This is a genomic window from Neotamlana nanhaiensis (genome assembly GCF_000943555.1).
Classification (GTDB): domain Bacteria; phylum Bacteroidota; class Bacteroidia; order Flavobacteriales; family Flavobacteriaceae; genus Neotamlana; species Neotamlana nanhaiensis.
This window is the reverse complement of sequence record NZ_JTDV01000018.1, coordinates 1-26,815: the sequence shown is the minus strand read 5'-3', so window position 1 is coordinate 26,815 and position 26,815 is coordinate 1. Positions and strand designations below refer to the sequence as shown.

The 26,815-nt window shown below is 35.5% G+C and carries 20 protein-coding genes, 2 tRNA genes and 1 pseudogene; 19 read left to right on the top strand and 4 right to left on the bottom strand.

All coding sequences use genetic code 11. From position 1 onward, the window contains the following. Window positions 1–27: 27 nt before the first annotated feature. From PK35_RS16335 to PK35_RS16325, 3 genes are all read right to left on the bottom strand, one after another. Window positions 28–870: a T9SS type A sorting domain-containing protein gene (locus PK35_RS16335; protein WP_044627650.1), complete on the bottom strand. Its 843-nt coding sequence runs from the start codon at window positions 868–870 to the stop codon at window positions 28–30. Between the two features lie 7 nt (window positions 871–877). Next, on the bottom strand, window positions 878–2,347 hold the full coding sequence (locus PK35_RS16330; protein WP_044627649.1) for a formylglycine-generating enzyme family protein: 1,470 nt from the start codon (window positions 2,345–2,347) through the stop codon (window positions 878–880). Window positions 2,348–2,548: 201 nt separating this feature from the next. Then, window positions 2,549–2,621, bottom strand: a tRNA-Phe gene (locus PK35_RS16325). A 112-nt stretch (window positions 2,622–2,733) separates the two neighbouring features. On the opposite strand from PK35_RS16325, the gene PK35_RS16320 reads away from it, so the two are divergent. From PK35_RS16320 to PK35_RS16230, 19 genes and pseudogenes are all read left to right on the top strand, one after another. Further along, a complete protein-coding gene (locus tag PK35_RS16320; protein WP_316930192.1) occupies window positions 2,734–3,525 on the top strand; it encodes a type III pantothenate kinase in 792 nt (263 codons plus the stop codon). Continuing rightward, window positions 3,522–4,847, top strand: a complete 1,326-nt coding sequence (gene bamG, locus PK35_RS16315; RefSeq protein WP_044627648.1) for a BamG family beta-barrel-assembly machinery protein — start codon at window positions 3,522–3,524, stop codon at window positions 4,845–4,847. Before PK35_RS16320 ends, bamG begins: the two co-directional genes overlap by 4 nt. 24 nt (window positions 4,848–4,871) lie before the next feature. Next, entirely contained in the window at window positions 4,872–6,254 is a 1,383-nt protein-coding gene (locus PK35_RS16310; protein ID WP_044627647.1) for a tetratricopeptide repeat protein, read from the top strand. Next, window positions 6,254–6,811, top strand: a complete 558-nt coding sequence (gene lptC / locus PK35_RS16305) for an LPS export ABC transporter periplasmic protein LptC (RefSeq protein WP_044627646.1) — start codon at window positions 6,254–6,256, stop codon at window positions 6,809–6,811. The genes PK35_RS16310 and lptC overlap by 1 nt, the downstream gene beginning before the upstream one ends. 67 nt (window positions 6,812–6,878) lie before the next feature. After that, window positions 6,879–7,073, top strand: coding sequence for a hypothetical protein (locus tag PK35_RS16300; protein ID WP_044627645.1), 195 nt, complete (start codon window positions 6,879–6,881; stop codon window positions 7,071–7,073). After that, complete coding sequence (locus PK35_RS16295) at window positions 7,074–8,363, top strand: hemolysin family protein (RefSeq protein WP_044627644.1); 1,290 nt, start codon at window positions 7,074–7,076, stop codon at window positions 8,361–8,363. It abuts the gene before it with no gap. A 135-nt stretch (window positions 8,364–8,498) separates the two neighbouring features. Further along, a complete protein-coding gene (locus PK35_RS16290; protein WP_044627643.1) occupies window positions 8,499–10,628 on the top strand; it encodes a SurA N-terminal domain-containing protein in 2,130 nt (709 codons plus the stop codon). A gap of 180 nt (window positions 10,629–10,808) precedes the next feature. Continuing rightward, window positions 10,809–11,789, top strand: a complete 981-nt coding sequence (gene trxB / locus PK35_RS16285; protein WP_044627642.1) for a thioredoxin-disulfide reductase — start codon at window positions 10,809–10,811, stop codon at window positions 11,787–11,789. Window positions 11,790–12,010: 221 nt separating this feature from the next. Next, window positions 12,011–12,085 (top strand) — tRNA-Pro (locus PK35_RS16280). 215 nt (window positions 12,086–12,300) lie between these two features. Continuing rightward, entirely contained in the window at window positions 12,301–13,536 is a 1,236-nt protein-coding gene (locus PK35_RS16275) for a site-specific integrase (protein ID WP_044627641.1), read from the top strand. Between the two features lie 124 nt (window positions 13,537–13,660). Beyond that, window positions 13,661–14,200 (top strand): RNA polymerase sigma-70 factor, encoded by a 540-nt coding sequence (locus PK35_RS16270; protein ID WP_044627640.1) that lies wholly within the window; start codon window positions 13,661–13,663, stop codon window positions 14,198–14,200. A gap of 180 nt (window positions 14,201–14,380) precedes the next feature. Beyond that, complete coding sequence (locus tag PK35_RS16265; RefSeq protein ID WP_052826055.1) at window positions 14,381–15,553, top strand: FecR family protein; 1,173 nt, start codon at window positions 14,381–14,383, stop codon at window positions 15,551–15,553. Window positions 15,554–15,745: 192 nt separating this feature from the next. Beyond that, window positions 15,746–19,258, top strand: a complete 3,513-nt coding sequence (locus PK35_RS16260; protein ID WP_052826053.1) for a SusC/RagA family TonB-linked outer membrane protein — start codon at window positions 15,746–15,748, stop codon at window positions 19,256–19,258. Window positions 19,259–19,270: 12 nt separating this feature from the next. Next, window positions 19,271–21,010 carry a RagB/SusD family nutrient uptake outer membrane protein gene (locus PK35_RS16255; protein ID WP_044627639.1) on the top strand — a complete coding sequence of 580 codons (1,740 nt, stop codon included), beginning with the start codon at window positions 19,271–19,273 and terminating at the stop codon, window positions 21,008–21,010. 17 nt (window positions 21,011–21,027) lie between these two features. Continuing rightward, entirely contained in the window at window positions 21,028–22,146 is a 1,119-nt protein-coding gene (locus tag PK35_RS17240) for a glycerophosphodiester phosphodiesterase family protein (protein ID WP_052826049.1), read from the top strand. A gap of 2 nt (window positions 22,147–22,148) precedes the next feature. Further along, complete coding sequence (locus PK35_RS16245; protein WP_082048609.1) at window positions 22,149–23,621, top strand: outer membrane protein assembly factor BamB family protein; 1,473 nt, start codon at window positions 22,149–22,151, stop codon at window positions 23,619–23,621. Between the two features lie 121 nt (window positions 23,622–23,742). Then, complete coding sequence (locus PK35_RS16240; protein ID WP_238320937.1) at window positions 23,743–24,684, top strand: glycerophosphodiester phosphodiesterase family protein; 942 nt, start codon at window positions 23,743–23,745, stop codon at window positions 24,682–24,684. Between the two features lie 112 nt (window positions 24,685–24,796). Beyond that, window positions 24,797–26,094, top strand: a pseudogene (locus tag PK35_RS16235) (MFS transporter). 10 nt (window positions 26,095–26,104) lie between these two features. Beyond that, window positions 26,105–26,515 carry an HAD family hydrolase gene (locus PK35_RS16230; protein WP_044627651.1) on the top strand — a complete coding sequence of 137 codons (411 nt, stop codon included), beginning with the start codon at window positions 26,105–26,107 and terminating at the stop codon, window positions 26,513–26,515. 101 nt (window positions 26,516–26,616) lie between these two features. On the opposite strand, the gene PK35_RS17640 is transcribed toward PK35_RS16230, so the two are convergent. Further along, window positions 26,617–26,815 (bottom strand): hypothetical protein (locus PK35_RS17640; protein WP_044627637.1); only part of this gene is annotated, 199 nt, incomplete at its 5' end.

Genomic DNA, 26,815 nt, shown 5'->3' with positions numbered 1-26,815 from the left:
GGGTTTTTTGTTTTAAATTTGTTGAATTTAATGTTGAATAAGGATGCGTTTATTTACATTATTCTTTTTAGAATATAGTTTTATAAGATAGTAACCTTCACTTAATTGGCTTGTATTTATGGTATTATTATCTACGCTTACCTTTAGTTTTTTTGCTGAAATATCATAAACTTCAACCTTTGTTAGCCTTATAAATCCTCGCGTTTGGATGTGGAGTTCCTGGTTAGCTGGGTTAGGGTATAGTTGTACGTTGTTGTCGTTTAATAAGTTATGTGTTTTTAATACTAATGCACTCGTAAGATTGTTATAAGTAAATCCATCTCCATTTCCGCCATGATATATTGCTATTATACTACCTGTTAAATAGTTGTTTAAATTAATATTATAATTAAATCCGTCACCTATTCCTCCGTGGTAAATTGATGCGTCTGAACCATTAAGTATGGTAGTTATGGTGTTATGGTTATAGCCATCTCCTTGATTTCCTATGTATAGTACAGCGATGTTGGCATTTTTTAAATTTAATTGACTGTTTTTGCTAGTATAACCATCGCCAATAAAGCCTTTATATATTACCGTAATGTTGGTATTATTTAAAGCGGCTAGTGTGTTGTTTGAATCAAATCCGTGGTTACTTCCACCTTTGTAAATATTGAAATTGATATGCGATAATGTGATTTGTTTATTTAATGAATGAAAACCATTACCTTGATTACTAGTAAATAATACTTTAAATGATGCTATTTTACCTGTAATTTTACTTCCAATAAGGTTTGTTGAATTAAACCCATCCGCATCTCCACCTTTAAATTGAGCATAAGCAAAGGTAGTACTCCAAATTAAAATTGGTATTATAAATCGGTAATACATAGTTTAATTAATTTGATGCACTACGTACGCCTCTAAATCCAATACGCGCGTTGCTTCCCGAAAAGTCATTGCTGGCATCATTTCGGTCGGAAACTCTTAAATATTCGCTTTGGTTTGTATAGCTTCCGCCTTTAAAGCCCCAACCTTCGTTTGTCGTTGGCCATGTGTTTACATTTGCTAAACCAGTGTTAGAAATATTTCCATCCCCATTTTCAGCTGTAAAAATTCTGCCTTGTGGAATACCTACCGTAATACAGCGTTCATATACATTACCGCTTAGTTCCATAATTCCGTAATAACTGCCTCCAGATTCTTCTCGAGTATTATTTATAGAACTTGCCGCAAGAATACCGCAACGTTTAGGACCAATTAAGGTGCCATTAGTGTCTAAATAGTTACAATTACCATTACCAGGCTCGATATTTGTAATGAGTTCGTTTGGTTCGCCTTGGTTAATTATATTGTATGGTGTAATGCTAATATTTGCACTTCCCCAAGCAAATTCGTTGGCTTTTGGAGTTATAGGACCTCTACAGGCTTTTTCGAATTCTAGTTCTGTCATGGGGCGTAATCCTGCCCAATCTAAATAGGCTAAACTTTTGGTGTTAGAAACATAATTTAAGGGGAGATCGTTAAAAGCGGTTGTTGCATTTAAGGCGCCATCGGGCCATGAAATACCATTTCTTATAATTTCGGCATCAGTGTTTTTACCAGTATTTCCAGTAACATCATTTTCTGTTTTTTGTGAGGCTGTTAGTGTATTAAAAAAGCTTACCCATTGACTTTGGCTAACTTCATATTTCATACAATAAAAAGCATCATATCCTTTAGGGAAATTTGTTGGAATTGGCCCCATTTGATCTCCACCATTTCCGTTAGTATTGTTATAATAAAGGTTATTTGGTGTATTTGAAACCGTAATACTATTTTCTGATGTAATTTGGTACGGTATATTTGTAGTTGCCAAACCTCCTGTATAGAATTTATTGTTTTCTGTTCCGTTTGTGCCTCCTACGTAAAATGCGTCCTGTGGCACATAAACCATTTCGATAGCAAATATTTGAACATCTAAAACGTCGTTTGTATCAATTAAACCTCCATAATCCCAACGTAACCTTATATTTTCGAGATTTAAGAAGCCACTTCCTTCGCTATCACGATATATAAATGCACCCATACCATCGGCAGTAACATCTACAGTGCTACCAGGTGCAGCCACATAATTGGCCGTATTAAGTGTAGCGTGCTGCCAGTCGCCACTATTAGAACGATACTTAATAAATACCCAAGCGGCATCCCAATTTGATGGGCCCGCATTTATACGCCAAGAGTTTTCCCAACTTAAATCGAATTCAACTTGTACCCAGTTATTCGGCTCGTTTAAATTTGTTAAAGAAATATTACTAACCTTTATATTATTGGCTTGTAACATTAAGCTAAAAAGTATTGCAAATACACCTGTAGTTTTTGTTCTCATTTTTGTAAGTTTTAGTGCTTACTAAGCTATACTACTTATTTAAATGAGATTGTTACAAATGTTTCAAAATGTGCAACATATGTGTATTTTTTAGATGTTTTTTTTTGACCACATTAGGAGTGTAATTATTTTTCATAATCACATTTAAAAAGTCCAAAAAACAAAAAATCCCGTAAACTATACAGTTTCGGGATTTTTTTGTGGTACCTCCAGGAATCGAACCAGGGACACAAGGATTTTCAGTCCTTTGCTCTACCAACTGAGCTAAGGTACCTCGCCAAAGCGGATGCAAATATATATTCAATTTTATTATTTGCCAAAATAAAATCGTAAAAAATTTAATTTAATTTTCACCTATTTCATATTGTTTTGAAATTTAACAATTTATGTTAAAAACACGGAGTATTACTTTTGCGTTTTATAAATTTAGCGCCAATTTAAAGCTTATGACCTTAGTAATTGATGTTGGAAATACCTTTATAAAACTGGCCGTTTTTAATAATGATGCCTTGTTACTTAAAAAAGTGGTATCCGAAAATGCGGTAATTCATGGTGTTGAAGACATTAAAAACAGGTATCCTAAGTTAAATACAGCTATAATTTCGTCGGTTGGTAGTCTTAAAAATGAAACCATCCATTTTTTACAAAGTCAATTTAAATTGCATGAGTTATCGTCGCAGGTAAGGCTTCCGTTTGAAAATTTATACGAAACACCACATACTTTAGGAGTAGATAGAATGGCCTTAGTTGCTGCTTCGGTAAAACAATTTCCAAAAAAAAATGTTTTAATTATTGATGCAGGAAGCTGTATAACATTCGATTTTATAAATCGGGATAACGAATATTTGGGTGGTGCCATTTCTCCAGGTATTCAAATGCGATACAATGCATTGCATAATTTTACCGCGAAATTACCGTTGTTAAAATCAGAGGAGCCAATTAATTTAATAGGTACATCAACAAATCAAGCTATACATTCTGGGGTAGTAAACGGTGTTTTAAACGAAATAGATGGAGTAATTAATAAATATAAGTTAAATTATTCTGATTTAACGGTTATTTTAACAGGTGGAGATGCTAAATTTTTGTCAAAACAATTAAAAAGTAGCATATTTGCGCTTCCTGATTTTTTATTAGAGGGATTAAACTATATTTTACAATATAATTCAAACGAATGATTAAAAAGCTAGTATTAGTTTTTATAGCTGTTGTTTCAATTTACAGTTACGGACAAGAAGGTTCTGCATCGCCATATTCTTTTTACGGTATAGGAAATATTAAATTTAAAGGTACAGCAGAAAATCGCAGTATGGGAGGTTTAAGTGTGTACACCGATAGTGTTCATGTTAATTTACGAAATCCGGCATCGTATGCCAGCGATCGAGTAGGTGTGTACCCTTTTAACGGCGAGTCTAGTCCTGTAAAGTTTGCAGTAGGTGGAAACTACTCGAGCATAAACTTGAAAAGTGAAACGGGTAACGATAAAACGTCGTCGGCCACGTTCGATTATTTAGCTATAGCCGTACCCGTTGGTAAATTTGGTATTGGTTTTGGCTTATTACCATATTCTTCGGTTGGTTATCGTTTAGACTCTTATTCTGGTGATGATGACGATAATATTCAAAACAGATTTAGAGGTGAAGGCGGTTTAAACAAAGTATTTGCAGGTGTTGCTTATCAGGTTATGAGAGGCTTATCGATAGGTGTTGATTTTCAGTATAGCTTCGGAAACATTAAAAACAGCAGTATAGCGTTTTTATATGATTCAGATGGTACTCCAATTCAATATCAATCAAGAGAAGATAACCGCTCAGATTTAAGCGGATTAAACCTAAACTTTGGAGCTACCTATAAAACAACTATTTTAAACGATTTACAACTTTCTACCGCGGTAACCTATGCGCCAGAAAGTTTGTTAGGCTCTAAAAACGAGCGTTCTTTTTCAACTATTGCAATGGGATCTAACGATTCCGAAATTGTATATAACACCATTGATGTAGATTTAGATGCTTTAGGTTTACAAGAAACCGATTTAATTTTACCATCGCGTTTTTCGGCAGGTTTTGGTATAGGAAAACCAAGAAAATGGTTTGTTGGTACCGAATATGTGTTTAGAAATACCAGTAATTTAAGAAGTTCGGTAACAAATAGCAGTAATCCTACCAATTACGAAGATGCAACAGCTATTTCGTTTGGGGGTTTTTACATACCGCAGTATAATGCTTTTAATAACTTTTTTAAACGCGTGGTTTACCGTGCAGGTATGCGTTACGAAAAAACAGGTATTGTTTTAAATAACGAATCTATAAAAGAGTTTGGCATATCTTTTGGAGTAGGAATACCTGTAGGAGATTCTAGACTATTATCGAATGCAAATTTAGGCGCCGAGTTTGGTAAAAGGGGAACAACTAACAATAGTTTAATACAAGAGAATTTTGTTAATGTTCAATTAAGCTTATCTTTGAACGATAGATGGTTTGAGAAGAGAAAATACGACTAACAGTATAATTTATTAATTAATATCATGAAGAAACAAATTACATTATTATTAACTATTTTATTTTTTGGGTTAAATTTTGGTTTTGCTCAACAAAATGAAGAATGCATGACGAAGCTTTCTATATTTCATGAGTATGTAAAAGCTAAAAATTATGATGCCGCTTACGAGCCTTGGATGGCTGTTAGAAATGCATGCCCAAAGTTTAATAACGCTATTTATGTAGATGGAGAGAAAATTTTAGATCATAAAATTGATAATTCAACAGGCACCGAAAAAGTGGCTTTTATAAATGATTTATTAAAATTATGGGAACAACGTGCCGAACATTTTTCTAGTAAAACGCCAACTGGCGAATATGCAGCAAAAGCGGCGCAGTTAATGTACGATAATCGTGAAGAATTAGGTAAAACTAAAGAAGAATTATACACGGTTTTTGATGCGGCTTACCAAGCAGATAAAGACACCTTTAAAAACCCAAAAAGTTTATATACTTACTTTTCTTTAATGGTAGATTTATATGATGCTAAAAAGAAAACAGCTGCCGATTTATTTAATAAATATGATGATGTTGTTGAGAAAGTTGAAAGCGAAGTACAAAACTATTCTGAGTCTTTAAACAAACTTATCGCTAAAGATTCTACAGGAAAAACTTACACAAGTAAAGAGAAAAATTACAAGAGATATTACGAAAGCTATTTAAAAGCTTACGATCAAGTTTCAGGAAGTATTGATAGTAAATTAGGTGATAGAGCAAACTGTGAAAACTTAATTCCGTTATACGAAAAAGATTTTGAAGCCAATAAAGGTAATGCGGTTTGGTTACAACGTGCCGCTGGTAAAATGAGTGAAAAAGATTGTACCGACGATCCGTTATTCTTTAAGTTAGTAAATGCTTACCATGAGTTAAGTCCTTCTGCAAATTCTGCTTACTACTTAGGTATCTTAAAAGATAAAGATGGTGATGCAAATGGCGCTATTACTTTCTATAAGCAAGCTATCGATTTAGAAACCGATGACTTTAAGAAAGCAAAACTTAACAAACGTATTGGATTAAAATTAAAAGGAAAAGGACGTTACGGTCAAGCACGTAGCTTCTTCCGTCAAGCATTAAAATTAAACCCATCTGATGGAAGTCCGTATTTATCAATTGCGGCTATGTATGCCGCTAGTGCAAACAGTTGTGGTGAAACTGCTTTCGATAAAAGAGCCGTATATTGGTTAGCAGCAAATGAAGCTCAAAGAGCGGCAAATGTTGATCCAACCATGAAAAAACGTGCTGCACAATCTGTAGCCAACTATAAAGCTAAGGCGCCTTCAAAATCTGAGATTTTTAGTTCTGGGCGTTCTGGCGAAACCATTAAAATTGGATGTTGGATAGGTTCATCGGTAACGGTTCCAAAAATTTAATGACAGGTATAAAAACATATTTTATTAAAAACATAGTCATAGCTATTGCTGTGGCTATGTTTTTTTCATGTAATAATAGTTTACAAAAGGTTCAAAAAATAGGAATTTCGGAAAACGAACCTATTGGAGTTGAGTATAACTCTAACCTAAAATATACCGATTCGGGGAAATTAAAAGCTAATTTGGTCAGTGCTAAATTGTTCGATTATTCCAATCGCGATTTTCCATTTCATGAGTTTACCGATGGCGCAACCCTTTATGTTTACGATGACGAAAATCGTAAAAGCACCATTGTTGCCGATTATGCTTATGTGTATACCGATACTGATTTAATCGACATGCGTAGCAATGTGGTAATAACAACTCACGATAACCAAGTTTTAAAAACCGACCAGTTGTATTACGACCAAGGTAAAGATTGGTTGTACACCAATAAACCCGTGTCGTTTAAAACCGAACAAGACCTCATAAACGGAAACGGTTTCGATTCCAATTCAAAATTCACCAATGCCGAAGTACTTGAAGTTACTGGTATTATTACGCTGGAAGAAGATTAAAATCTTTCGCGTAGCATGCTTCAAATTTAAGTATCTTTACAATTCATAATTTATTTGTTTTAATACAATGAAATATTATAAAATTTTTCAATACGCCTACTTGGTATTTGCGGTTTTATTTCTTTATGATGCCTTCACCAAATGGGGTAATAATACTACTGGTGCCTATTTGTCTTTAGGTTTAGCTGCATTAGCTGTGTTTATGTTTTTCTTCCGAAGAAAATTCAGTAAAAAATTCGATAACAGAGATAACTCAAAGTAAATGAGTGCTTTTGTTGTTATTATAATTGTTTCTTTAATACTGTCGGCCTTTTTTTCGGGCATGGAAATTGCCTATGTGTCTTCAAATAAAATTCACATCGAAATCGAAAAAAAACAAGATGGTATATTAGCTAAAGCCCTAAGTAAAATAACGGCTAAACCATCAAAATTTATAACTACTATGCTTATTGGTAATAATATTGCATTAGTTATTTATGGTTTTTTTATGGGCGATTTATTGGTAAGCTGGTTTCAGTCTATGTTGCCCACAAATAGCGAATTTTTAAATTATTTACTTACCGATTTAAGTTTATTATCGCAAACAATAATTTCAACTTTAGTTATTTTAATTACTGCCGAATTTTTGCCCAAAGTTTTCTTTCAAATTTATGCCAATACTTTAATAAAGGCCTTGGCAATTCCGGCGTATTTATTTTACATTTTATTTACTTTAATTTCAGAATTTGTTATTTGGATTTCCGATATCATTTTAAAATACCTTTTTAAAACCGAAGGCGATCAAATACAAATGGCGTTTACCAAAGTAGAATTGGGTAACTATATTAGCGAGCAATTAGAATCGGTTGAAGCTTCGGATGATATGGATTCCGAAATTCAAATTTTTCAAAATGCCTTAGAATTTTCCGATGTAAAAGCACGCGAAGTTATGGTACCGCGTACCGAAATTATTGCGGTTGAAATTAACGATTCTATAAAAAATTTAAGTGCACTTTTTACCGAAACAGGCTGCACTAAAATTTTGGTTTATAAAGACACCATCGACGATATTTTAGGTTATGTACACTCCTTCGAGCTATTTAAAAAACCTAAAAGCATTAAGGCTATGATGCTGCCTGTTGAATATGTGCCAGAAACCGTTTTAATAAAAGATGTACTTAGCGTGCTTACCAAAAAGCGCAAAAGTATTGCTGTTATTTTAGATGAATATGGTGGTACTTCGGGAATTATGACGGTTGAAGATATTGTTGAAGAATTATTTGGCGAAATTGAAGACGAACACGATTCTATCGATTTAATTGAAGATGTTGTAAACGACGATACTTTTACCTTTTCGGCACGATTGGAAGTGGATTATATTAATGAAACTTACAAGCTAAATTTACCCGAAAGTGAAAACTACGAAACTCTTGGTGGCTTAATTGTAAACCACACCGAAGAAATACCTGCACAAAACGAAATTGTAAAAATAGAGCAGTTTCAATTTACTATTCTTGAGGTGTCTAACACTAAAATAGACCTTGTAGAAGTTAAAGTTTTACAAGACGATTAAAATACTTCCTTACACTTTTATTATTGGATAGAAAATGGTATTTTCGCGCACGATATTTTTGCTATATCCAATATTTAGCAAACAACTTAATAAGTAATCCTCAATAAAACAGGGTTTTAAAAATTAATTTTTCTAATGGCAGTTTTAAATAAGATAAGACAACGCTCACTAATTTTAATACTAATTATTGCATTAGCGTTATTTTCTTTTGTATTAGCAGATTTGTTTAAAAACAGTGATGCATTAACTTCAAAATCGCAAAATATTGTTGCGACAATTAACGGTAAAGATATTTCGCGTGAAGATTTTCTTCAAAAGGTAGAAGATTTACAACGTCGTATGGGACCAAACGCTACCAATACTCAGGTTATGAACCAAGTTTGGAACCAAGAAGTACGTCAAGCCGTTATGGAAACGCAGTACGATGCTTTAGGTATTACGGTTGAGAAGGACCAAATGCGCGATTTATTAAAAACTGCTTTAGCAACAAGCCCAGAGTTTTTAAACGAGGCAGGTTTATTTGACGAGAATAAGTTAAACGAATACATTGCTAATTTAAAAGAAACTTCTGAAGCGGGTTACCAAAGTTGGATTAACTACGAAAAGCAAGTGGCAAACAACGCGCTTCAACAAAACTATTTTAACTTGGTTAAAGCTGGATTAACTGGTACTTTAAACGAAGGTGAGTTAGAGCATAAATTAGAAGGCAACAAAGTAGATATTAAATATGTACAAGTACCATTTAGCAAAATTCCAGATAGCACAGTTTCTGTAACTAAATCTGAAATTTCAAGCTATATAAACGATCACAAAAAACAATTTGAAGTTGAAGCTTCAAGAGATATTCGTTTTGTTGAGTTTAAAGAAGTTGCTTCGGTACAAGATGAAACTAATATTATTAAAGAATTAACATCTTACTTAAACGGAAGATTAGTTGATGAAACTGGAAGAAAAGATACTATTGTAGCTTTTTCAAAAGTTAAAAATAATGCCGATTATGTAAATCATACAGCAGCATCTGATATTAAATTTGATGAGCGTTTTGTATTTAAAAATAGCTTGCCAACTGCGGTTGCAGATAGTATTTACAAATTAAACGAAGGTGGTGTTTACGGGCCGTATAAAGATAATGGTTACTTTAAATTATCGAAAGTGGTTGCTGTAAAACAAATACCAGATTCTGCTAAAGTACGTCATATTTTAATTCCTTTTATTGGAGCACAAAGTGCAACGCCTGAGGTTACACAAACTGATGCGCAAGCTAAGGCAACTGCCGATAGTTTATTAGCGGTTTTAAAAACTGATAAATCTAAATTCTCTGAGTTTGTAACTGAGTTTTCTTCAGATCAAGGAAGTGTAACTAACGAAGGACGCTACGATTGGCACCCATACAACACTATGGTTCCAGAATTTAACGCTTTTGAGTTTGAAGGTAAAGTAGGTGATTTAGGTGTTGTTAAAACGGTTTTTGGTTATCACATTATAGAAATTGAAGGTCAGAAAAACAAAAGTAAAGCTGTTCAAGTAGCGACTATTGCAAGAGAAATTGAACCATCTGAAGAAACAACAGATAAGGTATTTAGAGAAGCTTCAAACTTCGAAATTAATGCAGGTAAAGGTGATTTTGAAGCTTTAGCTACCGAAAATAAATATGCGGTTAAACCTGTAAACGGGATGAAAGCTTTAGATGAAGCGATTCCAGGAATAGGTAATCAACGTTCTATTGTACGTTGGGCATTTGAAGAAGAAGCAGAAGTAGGCGATATTAAACGTTTTAACATTACTGGAGGTTATGTAATTGCGCAGTTAGTGGCTAAGCATGAAAAAGGATTGATGTCGGTTGAAGAAGCTACCGCAACAGTACTTCCTAAAATTAGAAAAGAAAAGAAAGCTGAAATGATTCGTGAGCGCGTTTCTGCAACAAATCTTGACGATTTAGCTAAAGCTGAAAATACAAGTGTTAGAACTGCAACTGGTATTAACATGAAAACGCCAACCATTTCTGGAGCAGGTCGTGAGCCATTAGTTGTAGGTACAGCGTTTGGATTAAGCGAAGGCGAAACGTCAGGACTTATCGATGGAACAAATGGTGTTTATATGGTACAAGTTACCAAAGTAACTCCAGCGGTAGAAATTGACAATTACCAAGCAGCGGCTAATCGCGTAGCACAACAAAAAACTGGAGCGGTAGCAAGTAAGTTATATAACGCTTTAAAAGAATCGGCAGAGATTGAAGATAATCGTGCTAAAATTCAAATTCAATAATATATTTTATTGTCATACTGAACTAGTTTCGGTATCTTGAAATAAAAATTTATATAAAGCCTCGTTTATCGGGGCTTTTTTTATAGCTTTTTGTTATTAATTTATAAGAAGTGTTTATAACTTAGCTGTAAGGTTTCTATCAAAAAAACTACTTTTGTAATAGTTAAAAAGAAATTCAATATGTCAGATACAATAGAACACGTAAAGTGCTTAATAATAGGTTCGGGACCAGCAGGATATACAGCTGCAATTTATGCCGCTAGAGCTAATATGAGTCCGGTGTTATACCAAGGGACACAACCAGGAGGGCAATTAACAACGACCAACGAAGTTGAAAATTTTCCAGGCTATCCTGATGGTATTACAGGTCCAGAAATGATGATGGAGTTACAAGCGCAAGCCAGACGTTTTGAGGCAGATATTCGTGATGGATGGATTACTAAGGTTGATTTTTCAGGCGATGTGCATAAAGTTTGGGTGAATGATAGTAAAGAAATTCATTGTGATACTGTAATTATTTCAACTGGAGCTTCTGCTAAATATTTAGGTTTAGATTCTGAACAGAAATACTTAAAATTAGGTGGAGGTGTTTCGGCATGTGCTGTTTGTGATGGTTTCTTTTACAGAAACCAAGAGGTTGTAATAGTTGGTGCTGGTGATTCGGCGTGTGAAGAGGCACATTATTTATCTAAACTTTGTAAAAAAGTGACCATGTTAGTGCGTCGTGATGAATTTAGAGCGTCTAAAATCATGGCTCAAAGGGTAATTAATACCGAAAACATAGAAATACTATACAATACAGAAACTGATGAGGTTGTTGGTGACGGACAAGTAGTAACGGGTGTAAAGGTATTTAATAACAAAACCAATGAAAAGCATGAAATACCAGCAACTGGATTTTTTGTAGCCATTGGACATAAACCTAACACCGATATTTTTAAAGACTTTTTAAATTTAGACGAAACGGGTTATATAATTAATAAACCAGGAACTTCAAAAACCAATGTAGACGGCGTATTTGTTTCTGGTGATGCAGCCGATCATGTATACAGACAAGCAATTACAGCTGCTGGGACAGGGTGTATGGCGGCTTTAGATGCAGAACGTTACTTAGCAGCTAAAGATGCTTCGTTTGAAGTCTCTACATCAACTTACAATTAAGTTATTTATAAATTAAATATATTTTGAGGTTGTTTTATTCATTTAAAACAGCCTCATTTTTGTTTTGTTAGTTTTAAAAAAAGTATTTTCTTTGAAAGCTTTTTAAATAAATTCGGGATGTGGTCCTTCAACTATGCTTAGGATAAACTGCACCACAGTTAAAACTTAGTTTGTTAAGAAACAAGATCCTTTTTTTTTAAACAGTAACATATAATTTAATTCGGGATGTGGCGCAGTCCGGTTAGCGTACACGGCTGGGGGCCGTGTGGTCGCAGGTTCGAATCCTGTCATCCCGACTTTTAAGGGTTTTAAACAAATCCAAAAACAATCAAAAAAATAGCCAAATACCTTATAAATAAAGGGATTGGCTGTTTTTACCAAACAAACCCACTTAAAACAAAAGTGAGTTAATAGGTGAGTGATTCGGTGTGCTCACCAAGACATAAGAATTTTTTGAAAGTGATTTGATTTTCGTGTTACGAGTCAATCGTTCAACCAAAACACTTTCAAAATGAAAACACAAACCACCTTTGGTGTGACTTTCTTCACACGCCTCAATTCCAAAAAGACAGACAATGCTTTAATATTTGTCCGAATTACGGTTAACGGTAAGCGTTCCGAACTCAGTTTAAAAAGAAATGTATCCCAAAAACTATGGGATAAAAACAAAGGCAAAGTAAAAGGCAATTCCCAAGAAGCACGAGCTTTAAACAATTACATTCAGCAAGTACGTAATAGGCTTTACGATAGCTACAGCGAACTTCAAAAAGAGGGCAGGCTAATCACGGTCGCCACGGTAAAATCACGATATCTAGGCACGGACGAACAGCACAAAACCCTTCTGCAACTGGTAAGTTATCATAACAAGACAATGCAAACGGTTCTTAAACTAGGGACTCTCAAAAACTACAAGACAACAGAACGCTATTTGAAAAAGTTCGTAAAGAAAGTTTATAAAGTGGATGATATTCAATTAAAGCAACTCAATTACGGTTTTGTTATCCACTATGAACAGTATTTACACAAACTTAAAAATCTTAACAATAATGACTTGATGAAGCATATAGAGCGTTTTAAAAAGCTTTGTAAATTTGGTTTGAAATTAGAATGGTTGGAAAAAGACCCTGCTATAAACTTTCAATTACATTTTGATGAAGTGGAACGGGATTACCTAACCGAAGAAGAACTTAATATTTTAGAAACGGCAATTTTAGAAAGGCAATCCCACAAAGTAGCAAGGGATATATTTGTGTTTTCGTGTTATACAGGGTTGGCATATTGTGATGTTTATGCCCTTGCCCAAGAACACATTGTTTTAGGTATTGATGGTAACCAATGGATAAGCACCCAACGGGAAAAGACGGCCACAAAAGTTCGAGTGCCTTTGCTGGACAAAGCGCTTACAATCATCAAAAAGTATAAAAGCTGTCCAAAGTGCATCCAATCAGGAAAGCTGCTTCCAGTATATTCTAACCAAAAGATGAACCAATACATTAAAAAAGTTGCTAAAAAACTGAAAATAAAAAAGAACCTTTCGTTCCTCATAGCCCGACACACTTTCGCAACAACAGTAACGTTAAGTAATGGTGTTCCGATTGAAACGGTTTCAAAATTATTGGGGCATACTAAAATTTCAACAACTCAAATTTATGCGAGGGTTATTAAGCAGAAGGTAAGTGACGATATGTTAATGCTTAAACAAAAAATCAACAACCGAGACAACTTTAAAATGCAAAAATCCAATTAAGGAACTTACATTTTAAAACTAATGTAATACAAATTGTTATAATTTACCTAACCTTGATGTTTATTTAACATAGTAATTCTTATCATTTTGTTTAATTTGCACCTAATTGAACCTAAATCGATTAATGGTAGTAGAGGAAAATATAATCGGTAAAAGTGACTTAAGGCAAATTTTCGACACATATTACGAAGCACTCGTACAATATGCCAGTCGGTTTTTGTTTCCGCTTAGCGAATGTGAAGATTTGGTTCAAGACGTGTTTGTCGGGCTTTTGGAAAAAGAAAATACCTTTTCCGATGAAGTATCATTAAAAGTATATTTATACAAAACCGTTCGCAATAAGTGCTACAATTTAATAAAACACAATAAGGTTAAAAATAAATATGCCGAAAACGCTGTGCAGTCGTTGGAAGATGATAATTTATTTTTAAGGCAAATTCTTGAAGAAGAAATTGTCCGTCAATTATATCAAGCTATTGAATGTCTTCCAGATAGAAAAAAGCAAATCATTGCACTGAGCCTAAAAGGCCTCAAAAATGCTGAAATAGCTGAACGATTGGAAATAAAACTACAAACGGTCAAAACCTTAAAATCCCAATCCTACAAAATACTTAGGGAGCAGTTCCAAGATTTAGACACCGTTATTTACTTTCTGTTGGTTTAAAGATTTAATAATCAATAGTTTTATAGATTCTTATCCATTATTTATTGATTATTTTAATGTGTTATCAAATTGCTATTTTATCAATTTGAAACAGTAAACTTTATATTTATCATAAAAAAATCACTTTTTAAATAGTACCTTATTAAAATTCAGTTGTTCTATATATAAATGCGTAAGATAATGAACGATATTTTTTATATATCAAAACTAATCATCAAGAAAAAAATAAAGGTGTTAACTGATGCCGAAAAACCGCAATTGAAACAATTTAAAAAAGAGTTTCCGTTTATAAAGGAGGTTGAAATAGAAGAATTAATAGGCGGGCTTGATAGCTATTCGGCTATTGATAAGGAAAAAGCTTGGAAAGCTATTGAGAAAAAATACAAACAACGAAACCAAAAACCGGTTTTTAGGCTTTTCAAAAAATCATGGCATAAGTTTGTAGCGGCAGCTATTTTAGTAGGTGTTTTAGCAACCACTTTTTATTTTAACGACGGTTTATTTAATACCTCCATTGAAACCACGCCTACCATTGTAAACACCAATGCTATTGAACCTGGAACAGATAAAGCTACTCTTACCTTGGGCGATGGCTCTGTGGTAGAACTAGAAAAAGGAAGCACAGTCGCAACCCAAAATGCCAATAGTAACGGCGAACAAATAGTTTATACTTCAGATGGTGAAAGCAAGTCGAAAACCGAATACAACTATTTAACGATTCCACGGGGTGGACAGTTCCATGTGGTTCTGTCAGATGGCACTGAGGTTTGGCTAAATTCCGAAACCCAATTAAAATACCCGGTAGCTTTTGTTGAAGGCCAAACAAGGCAAGTGGAACTTGTTTACGGCGAAGCCTATTTTGATGTGTCACCAAGTACAAAACACAAAGGCACTAAGTTTATGGTTATTAACCAATCTCAAAATGTTGAAGTATTGGGTACTGAATTCAATATAAAGGCTTATAAAGACGAAGAAAACATCTATACTACTTTAGTAGAAGGTAAGGTATCTGTTAATACTAAAAACAGCCATAAAGTCTTAAATCCTTCCGAACAATCCAATCTCAATCTTTTAAATGATGGAATCACGGTATCACAAGTAAATGTTTATAATGAGATTTCGTGGAAAGACGGCATATTCTCTTTTGAACAAAAACCGTTGGAAGAAATTACAAAGGTGCTTTCGAGATGGTATGATGTCGATTTCGTCATTGAAAACAAAAGCCTTAAAGACGCCACTTTTACAGGAGTTTTGGGTAAAAATCAAAGCATAGAAAAAATTCTGTCGAACATTAAAACTTTAAGTATAATCGAAAACTATGAAATAAATTATAAAACAATAACATTAAAATAACCGAACATCAAATCTCGACTATGGAGAAAAAAATTAGGGAACAAAGTTTAGACCTGGTAAGTATAAGACTTTATCCCCTTTCTAAATTATTAATCAATTAAATGTTTAACTAACCAATAACAAGGCAAATTTATGGAAATTAAATTAAACCAAACGCTTTCCCTCTTTAGGGAGCGGCTACTAATTATCATTATGAGAACTTTTATTTTTTTATGCTGTTTTACTGCTTTCGGATTCAATTCCAATAATGTTTTATCGCAAAATTCTAAAGTAAAGATTGATGCTAATAAAACCTTAACGGTTGAAGAAGTATTCAAACTCATAAAAGAGCAAACCGACTACAAATTTATCTACCAAGATGGTATTTTTAAGGGTTTCCCGAAAGTGGAAGTTAAGAAGGGAACCATGTTGGCCAATGAACTATTGTCACAAAGCCTTTCGGCTGGAAATTTTGTAATAACGGTATCTGATGACAATACCATTCTGGTAAAGAAAAAAGAAAAAATTTCAACTATTGCCACCGTTAACCAGAGTTTTACAATCTCAGGAACAGTAATAGATGCAGCAGGAATGCCATTGCCCGGCGCCAACGTAATAGAAAAGGGCACTACCAATGGGGCGCAAACCGATTTTGATGGTAATTTTTCGTTGGAATTGAACGATAAAAATGCCATTTTGGTCATTTCTTATGTTGGTTATAAAACTCAAGAGGTTTCAGTTAATGGCAAAACAACATTAATCATTACAATGCAGGAAGATGCGGCTTCGCTCGATGAGGTTATGGTGGTTGGTTATGGAACAGTCAAAAAAGAAAATTTGACTGGAGCTGTTGAATCGATTAGAGCAAAAGACTTTGAAAATAATTTAGGTCCCAATACCAGTCAATTGTTACAAGGTGTAGCCCCTAACTTAAATGTTACTTTAGATAGTGGAGGTATTGATGAAGAAGCCAATATTAGCATTCGGGGAATTGGCTCATTAAATGGAGGCAATCCGTTAATTTTAGTAGATGGTGTAGAAGGTAATTTAAATAGAATAAATCCTAGAGACATAGAATCTATTTCAGTTTTGAAAGATGCGGCATCTGCTTCTATTTACGGAGCAAGAGCTGCTTTTGGAGTTATTCTTATTACCACTAAAAGCGCGAAAGAAGGCAACGTAAAGGTAAATTACAACACAAATTTAGGTTGGAGTTCTCCAACTATTAGAACAGATAATTTCATTACTGATGGTTTGGAATGGACAAGACTAAGTGACAAGCTTAGTTTGTTAGAAAATTCCAGCACCTATTTAGGGTATACTGAAGAAGATTATGCCTATTTAGAGGCAAGAAAACAAGATCCAACGTTACCATCAGTATTGATAAAAACGGTTGATGGTGTAGAGCGTTATATCCATTATGGGAATACCGATTGGTGGAAAACACTTTTTAATGATTCGCAAGCCTCTCAAGAACATAATTTAAGTTTAACAGGAGGAACTGATAAAATCAACGCCTATTTGTCAGGACGCTATTATACACGAGATGGAATTTATAAAAAGCACAAAGATGTATTGGATAATTATAGCTTAAGAGCCAAAATTAAAGCAAAACCTTACTCATGGTTAGAGGTTGAAAATGCAACAAACGTGTTCAATAAAGACTATTCGCAACCTGCAACCAATGCCCGAAACGTTAGTGGTTCGAGCAATAGCGAGGATTGGCGGAAATACACATACCATGCAGCACCATTGTATTTACCGACCAACCCAGACGGCTCGTTTATCATTAAGGGGGCATACACACCTAATAGAGATATAGCCGATGGTACTTTCGCGGACTTGTTAAATGGAAAAAGTCGAGCTTATGAAAAAGATTTTGAAGTTTTCAATACATCAAGGTTTGTTATAAAGCCTATTAATGGTTTGGAAATTAAAGGGGATTATAGTTTTAGAAGAAGAAATCAACAAGAAAATGTTCGCATAATTGCTACGCCCCATACCAACCAGCCAAATGGAGAAGGTATATCGCTATACAAACCCAATACTGAAATATATAAGGAACTCACAAGGGATTATTTATACCAAGCTATAAATGCTTATGCCGATTATTCTTTTAATCCATTAGAAAACCACACCATGTCCGCCCTATTGGGTTTTAACCAAGAATGGAATTCCTTTAAAAGAAACATAGCCAGCAGAAATGGGAATTTATCCGAGAACCTAAATTCGTTCAACTTGGCAACTGGAGATAATATCTTTTTAACGTCTTTGGAAGAGGAATGGGCCATAAGGGCAGCATTTTACAGGGTTAAGTACAACATAAACGATAAATATTTAATTGAATTCAATGGTAGGTTCGATTCATCGTCAAGATTCCCTAAAAATGACAGATTGGGTATTTTTACCTCAACATCGGTAGCATGGAGAGTAAGCAATGAATCGTTTTGGGAAAAAATCCAGCCTTACATTGGCAGCTTTAAGTTAAGGGCTTCTTACGGTTCTTTGGGAAACCAAAATGTTGGACCTTACGATTATATTTCAACAATGTCTGTTAACCAAAGTAATTATATTTCAAACGGAAGCTTAACAAATTATTTAACCACGCCAGCTTCGGTGTCATCCAATTTTACTTGGGAATCATCTTCAACCCTGGATTTTGGTTTCGATTTATCGACATTTAATAGCAGGTTCAGCACAACTTTCGATTGGTATCAACGCGATATTAGCGATATGCTTACACAAGGTAAACAACTACCATCGGTTTTTGGAGCAGAAGAACCTTTGGAAAACGCGGCCGATTTGAGAACCAAAGGCTTTGAACTTTCCATTAATTGGAGAGATGAATTTAAAATAGCTGATAAACCTTTTGGTTATAACGTAGGCTTTATTCTTGGGGACAGCAGAACCCATATTACAAAATTCGACAACCCCAACGGCGATATCCAACAATATTATGTAGGGCAGGAATTGGGTGAAGTATGGGGATATACGGTTGAAGGTTTTTTTCAAACTGATGATGAATACCTGAACCATGCCGACCAAACTTTGGTAAACCAGCGCATCCAAAACAATTATTTAATAAACCATCCTGTGGCGGGTGACATTCGGTTTGCCGATTTGGATGGCGATGGTGAGATTACCCCGGGCGACAGAACCTTGGCCGACCATGGCGATTTAAAACGAATAGGTAATACCAATCCAAGATACAATTACGGTATTACGTTGGGGGCAAACTTTGGCGGTTTCGATTTAAATGTTTTTGCTCAGGGAATCATGCAACGCGACTGGAATCCCGGTACCGACAATGGTTTCTTTTGGGGGGCTTTTTCAAGACAGTACCAGAATTTTTACCCGAAAAGTATCGAAAGCATGTCATGGTCTCTAGAAAACCCCAATGCCTATTACCCAAGGCTGGCGGTTTACGCCGATAGAGGCGGGCCATACGAAGGTGGCCAACTGGGTGTCAATTCAGATAAGTACTTGCAAAATGCGGCTTACTTAAGAATTAAAAACATTACGCTGGGCTACACCTTACCCGAAAAATGGGTTAAAGCAATACATGTCGATAATTTAAGGGTTTATGCTACGGGGATGAACCTATTTACATTCTCCCCACTGTACAAAAATAATCCTGACAGAACAATAGACCCTGAACAATTGGGCAATGGAAACGATTACCCATTTACTAAAACCATGGCAGTCGGTCTTGATGTTAAATTTTAAAAAATAATGAAGATGAAAAATACATTTATATATATAACAGTTTTAATGTTCATTACATCTTGTAGTGATGATTTTTTGGACCGTTACCCACTATCGGAAATTACCCCTGAAAACTCCTTTAGTACGGCATCGGATTTGGAATTGTTTACCAATAGTTTTTACAACGATTTGCCGGGAAGGGGCGGTATTATCGATAGGGATTTACTTTCTGATAACATATTGTATAACGGTGTTCCATTAGAGCAGACGGGTGAGCGCCTTATTCCCGGTGAAGCTGGCAGCAGCGGCTGGAACTGGGATGATTTAAGGAAGATAAATACGTTTTTTGAATATTATGAGCAATGTCCGGACGAAGCGGCAAAAAAAGAGTATAGCGGTGTGGCATCTTTTTTTCGTGCTTATTTTTATTACAATAAGTTAAAACGTTTTGGAGGTGTGCCTTGGTACGACCAAGTTATTGGTAGCCAAAACACCGAATTGTTGATGAAATCAAGGGACACCCGAGAGTTTATTACTACTAAAATTATTGAAGATTTAGACAGGGCTATTGATAACTTAAATACCGATAAATCATCCGATAGGGTAAACCGTTGGACGGCATTGGCCCTTAAATCTCGTGTTTGCCTTTTTGAAGGAACATTTAGAAAATATCACGGATTATCGGGCGCAGAAGGTTTGTTGACTCAAGCTTACCAATCGGCCTTAAGCGTAATTACCGATGGCCCATATTCGGTTTATTCTACGGGAAGTGCCAATACGGATTATCGCGATTTGTTCGCTTCCAACGATTTGATTGAAGACGAAGTGATTTTGGGAAGAAGGTATAGTCAAGAATTAAACGTTGTAAACAACATAAACTATTACTTGCTTTCGCCCACGCAACAGGATATAGGCTTAACAAAATCCATTGTAAATACCTATTTAATGAATACAGGAACGGCTTTTACAAACCAAGCGGATTACGAAACCATTGAGTTTCTTCAGGAAACTGATGACAGAGACCCTCGTTTGGCACAAACCATTCGCACTCCTGGTTATACAAGAATTGGAGGGGATGGCACTGCTTTGTTACCCGATTTTTCAGCAGGAATAAGCGGTTACCAAATAATCAAATACGTTGCCGATATAAGTCAAGACGGTGATGCCGCCGGGTATCAAGATTTACCAATAATCCGCTTTGGAGAAGTATTGTTGAACTATGCCGAGGCCAAAGCTGAACTGGGCAACCTAACTCAAGCAGATTTGGATATTTCCATTAACCAACTTAGAGACCGTGTTAGGATGCCTAGCATGAGTTTAGCTACAGCAAATGCTAACATAGACCCAATTTTAATAGAAAGGTATGGCAATGTTTCAGGACTCAATACGGGTGTTATTCTGGAAATACGCAGAGAGCGCCGGGTAGAATTGGTATTGGAAGGTTTCCGGTATGACGATTTAATGCGGTGGAAGAATGGCGAACTATTGGAAATCCATTTTAAAGGCATGTATTTTCCAAGCCTTGGAGCATTCGATTTAGATGGTAACGGTTCGTTGGATGTGGAGTTATATACGGGTACTGCAACCACGGCAGCTCTACAAAAAGTTGAGATTGGGGGCGTAATAACCCTTTCAGATGGTACAAGCGGAAACCTGGTGCCATTTGCCGACCGAACAAAAGCGTTTGATGAAAGCAGGGATTATTTGTATCCCATTCCTTCGGGCGATATTCAACTTAATCCAAATTTAAAACAAAACCCAAATTGGGAATAATTTGAAACGGTTTTGTTATGAAGTATTTAAATAAAACAATCATTTGCAGTTTAATTGCACTTTTACTGTTCAATGCCTGTTCTAAAGACGATAATGGTGGTGCGCAATCCGCTACATTAAACGCCGTGTTTTCTTTAAGTGTAGAGGAAGCTTTGGTTGGCGAAACCATTAAATTTACCAATCAATCAACAGGTACGGTAAATAGTGCTTTATGGGATTTTGGCGATGGCACAACAGCAACGACCAATAACCCAGCACACACATTTTCTAAATTAGGGAATTATACGGTAAGCCTTACGGTAAAAAACGATTCACAAGAAAAATCTACTTCAAAAGAAATAGTTATTTCCTTGTCGGAAACCATCAGTGGGCGACAAGCTTTACTTGAAAAACTAAACGGTTTAAATGGTAAAATGTTGGTTTGTGCACACCGAGGCTTAATGGACGATGCACCCGAAAATTCGCTGAAAGCAATACAAGATGCCATTGACAAGAACATGGCAATGGTTGAAATTGATGTTAGGCAAACCAAAGATGGCGAATTAGTGGTTATGCACGATGCAACTATAGACCGTACAACCAATGGTGCAGGAAAAGTATCCGATTATTTGTTGGCGGAGTTGCAACAATTCAACCTGTATAAATCTAACGGCGTGTTAAGTACCGAAAAAATACCAACACTAAACCAAGCTTTGGAATTGGCAAGAGGTAATGTTTATATCGATTTAGATATTGATAAACGTACAGCTTTCAATAAAGTTCATCCGCTTGTTAAACAATATGGCATGGTCTCTCAAGTTCTGTTTTGTTCTTCCGAATTATCAGAAATAAAGGAAATGGTTAAAGTGGATAATGTTTTGGCATTGCCCATTGTTAGGAACAATAATTTTTCCGAATACGCATCACTTAATTTAAGCATAGTTCAGTTTAATGTTGACAACGATGCCGTAGCGCAAAGTATTCAAAACAAAAACTGGAAAATATTTAGGTTGGCTTATGTGAATACCAACACAACGCCAACCAATGATAACTATGGGCAATTAAATGAAATTATAGACCTTAAAGGGAGTGTTGTGCAAACTGACCATCCCTTGGAAATAAAATCAAAGTTACAATCATTAAACTTAAACAATTAAAAATGAAAAATATTAATAAAATAATGAAATTGGGATGCTTAATCATTACTTTGATTATGACATCCTGTTATGACGATGAGTCTATAATCGATACCAAGCCAGTTGGTGCTTTTAAAGTGAACTCTGACCTTATTGAGTTAGGAAGCCCCGCTATATTTACTGACTTGTCTTTCGACCAAAATGGAGAAATTGTTGCATGGGAATGGAATTTCGGAGATGGAAATACCTCTGACGAGCAATCACCAACACATATATATGACATAGGTGAATATACCATAACATTGAAGGTTACAGACAATGCAGAGAACCAAAATGTGAATGAGTTTTCTAAAACAGTTACTGTATTGGAACCATCAACAGCAACAAAAGAACCTACGGTATTATGGTCTTACGAGGTGCCATTTTACTCTACTCATGCATCGGTTGCCGTTAATGAAGGTATGGCATATGTAACAACCGATGGTAAATCATCAGACCCAACACGTGGTGATAATGTTCTGGCAATAAAAGGAGGTGATTTGGTTTGGAGCGATTTAACCGATGAGGTTATGCGTATGTCGCCTTCGGTTGATGCTAATGGCACCGTATATGTTGGTGATTATTTTGCAGTATTTAATGCATATCTGGCCGATGGTTCATTAAAATGGAGTGTCGATTTAGGTAATCGTATTCAATATTCATCGCCAGCTTTTGCCGAAGATGGTACTATTTATTTAGGCATGGAAAACGATGATGTATTACACGCTATCTATCCTGATGATGGCTCCATAAAATGGACCTTTCCTGTTGGGCATGATATTCGTGCAACCCCAGCTGTAGATGCGAGTGGAACCATTTATGTAGCGTCTTCTGATGATTATTTTTATGCCATAAACCCCGATGGTACAGAGAAGTGGAAAGTGTTTTATGGAGACTATACAGCCGGGGCACCCGCCATTTCAGAATCGAAACAAGCGGTTTATCTAAGTTGTAAAACATCGGACGATACGGGGCACTTAATAGCCTTTAATATGGCCGATGGCTCGATAATCTGGGACAATGCTTCCCGTCCAAACGCCAAATTGGAACAAGGAGGGCCTTCAATAGCTGCTGATGGTACTGTTTATGTAGGAGGAGAAGATAATAAAATGGTAGCTTATAACCCTAATGACGGTTCTATAAAATGGGAATATGAAACAACCGGGGCCATTTTGGCGGCACCCGCCCTTGATAACGATGGCAACCTTTACTTTGGCGACAGGGCTGGATATTTTTATGTGGTTGACCCCAATGGCGAAAATAAATGGGCAAAAACCCAATTGGATGAGGAAATCAATTCTTCAGCAGCCATAGACGGAAATGGGGTAATTTATATTCTTACAAGAAATAATACCGACAGGAAGGGCAAAGTGTACGCCTTAAAAACTAATGCCACAGGCATAATGGATAGTGAATGGCCAATGCTTTCAAAAGATGCGAAACATACAGGACGGTAAAACCCTTGGTGAGCAAATGTGAAATTATAAAATAGATGAAACACCCATGATTATGTTTTAATCACGCAATAAATGTTAATTGGGTGTTCTATGTGACAATTGAAAAACATAAAAATAAAACATGAAAAATAAATCAGGCTTGATGTTGTTGCTTTTACTGTTGACTTTGGGATGCAAAAAAGAGTGCCCATGCGAAACTAAAGAAGAAGTTATTACAGAAATTAAAACAACTTCAACAATTCAGGATAAAATAAATAATCTAAACAATTCCAAGAACAAAGAAGTCATTGTCGTAGCCCATAGAGCCGATTGGAGGAATGCGCCAGAAAACTCCTTGCAGGCCATTCAAAATTGTATTGATATGGGGGTGGATATGGTTGAAATAGATGTAAGAGAAACAAAAGATGGTGAGTTAGTTTTAATGCACGATAGCACTATTGATAGAACTACAAACGGTAAAGGAATGGTGAAAGAATGGACCTTAGACTCCTTAAAAACCCTTCAGTTGTTAGACGGACTACAGGTCCCAACACCACATAAAATACCCACTTTAAGGGAGGTATTGTTATTAACCAAGGATAAGATACTGGTTAATTTGGATAAAAGCTATGAGATTTTTAATAAATGTTATAAAATTATTCAAGAAACAGGGACACAGGATCAAGTTGTAATTAAGGGAGCTAAGAGTAAATTGGAAGTACAGAATGAATTTGGAGAATATTTGGATAAAGTCCTGTTTATGCCGGTCGTTAGGCTTCATGAGCCTAGGGCCTCTGAAATAGTAGATGAATATATGAAGAGTAATCCACCTGAGGCGATTGAGTTTACGGCTAAATATGATTCTCTTAGTGGAATAAAGCGATTTAAGGAGTTAAGAGAAGCAGGTACAAGTGTTTGGGTGAATTCTTTGTGGCCTCAACATAACGGAGGACACGATGATGAAAAGGCCGCCATTGATATAGATGTTTACCAGTGGTATATAGATAACCATGTGGATATAATCCAAACTGATCGTCCCAAATTATTGTTAGATTATTTAAGAAAAAAGGGTCTGCACCAATAACTGTTTAGTAGCTTGTTTGTTTGAGTTGGTAAGGGCGTAGCTTTAATGGTCTGCGCCTTTATTTTCTAAGGTTGTCCCTTGCCTTTATTTTCTACTTAAAAATAAAAAAAAGATGTTAGAATTTTTCAAAAAATCTGTTCCTGTTCCTGTTACGGGCAGTGAGCAGGAACAAAAAGCACTATATAAAAAATTAAAGTGGCAGGTGTTCATTTCGGCTACTTTGGGCTATGGCATTTATTATGTCTGCCGATTGAGCCTAAATGTAGTGAAAAAGCCAATTGTTGATGCAGGCGTATTGACTGAATCAGAACTTGGATTGATTGGTTCGGCTTTGTTCTTTACATATGCCATAGGAAAACTTACCAATGGTTTTTTGGCAGACCATAGTAATATAAGACGCTTCATGTCTACAGGGCTACTTATTTCTGCTATGGCTAATTTAATAATGGGGTTTACAGGTGTATTTTGGTTATTTGTTGGGGTGTAAACGGTTGGGTACAGTCCATGGGTGCCCCATCAAGCGTTGTGTCATTGTCCCGTTGGTACAAGGATAAAGAAAGAGGAAGTTTTTATGGGTTTTGGAGTACAAGCCATAATATAGGAGAAGCCTTGACTTATATATTAACGGCAGTAGTAGTATCTTATTTTGGTTGGCAGTGGGGCTTTCGGGCGGCGGCAATAGTGGCACTTCTTGGGGTATTAGTTATATCCGTGTTCTTTCACGATTCTCCTGAAAGTAAAGGTTTGCTCCCAGTGAACGAAGATTTCAGAAAGGAAAAAAAATCTACATGGCAAGAACAAAAAGGAGTGTTAAAAAATCCCAATGTGTGGATATTGGCCTTGGCCAGTGCCTTTATGTATATATCAAGATACGCCGTAAATAGTTGGGGGCCATACTATTTTGAAACTGCTAAAGGATATAGTCTAACACAAGCGAATAGTTTAGTAGCCGTAAGTGCGGTTTGTGGAATTATCGGGACAGCATCATCTGGATTTGTATCAGACAAATTTTTTAAAGGTCGTAGAAATGCACCGGCTCTCATATTTGGTCTAATGAATGTATTAGGGCTGTCTTTATTCTTATTGGGGCCAAAAAATGTTTGGTGGCTAGATGCTATAAGTATGGTGATATTTGGTTTGGCGATAGGAGCACTTATTTGCTATTTAGGAGGATTAATGGCTGTGGACATAGCTTCAAAACAGGCGTCGGGTGCAGCTTTGGGAATAGTGGGAGTTATGAGTTATGCTGCTGCTGGTATTCAGGATATTGCCAGTGGATATCTTATTGAAAGTAATAAATCTGTGCTCAATGGAGAAGTTGTTTACAACTTTGATTCCATATCTCTTTTTTGGATTTCAGCAGCTGTGATTTCTATGATGTTGGCCTTATTGACCTGGAAGAAAACATAAAAAAATAAGTATGAATAAAATAAAAAACATAGTTTTTGATTTAGGAGGTGTCATCATGAACCTTAATGTGTCAAAAACCATAACGGAATTTGAAAGATTAGGAATTACAGATATTGTAAATAACACAGGCCATCACTATACAGATCCTATATGTTCTGATTTAGAAACATGTAAACTGTCAGAAGATGTATTTATAGAAAAAATTATAAGTATGTCTCATTTAAATCCATCACCAGATGAAATCGTAAATGTTTGGAATACTATGATTTTGGATATGCCTGAAGAGAGGATTAATATACTTTCAAACTTAAAGGAAAAATACAATATTTATCTTTTGAGTAACACAAATAGTATAGATCAAAGAAAATTTTTAAAGGAGGTTAATGCCGATAATGATTTTTCATTTAATGAGTTGTTTTAAAAAGCATATTATTCGTTCGAAGTAGGTTGTATTATACTGATATAGGTTGACTCTTTTTTGATAGGTATATTTTAATATTTATATGTGGAGTTGGTGTAAATTTACATTATTTTTTCGATAGGATTTGTATTCGATGTTCGGATTAAGATGAACTTCCGCCGGTTTTCTTCAGTTTCATAACTAAAATGCGCTTTAAATACATCGATTATCTCAATGTTTTTTGTAAATACAAAGTCGTCTCCAAAATTCCTGTTCCAATTCTTGTAGGCTTGTAATTGATAGTGCCCCGATTTTACACCA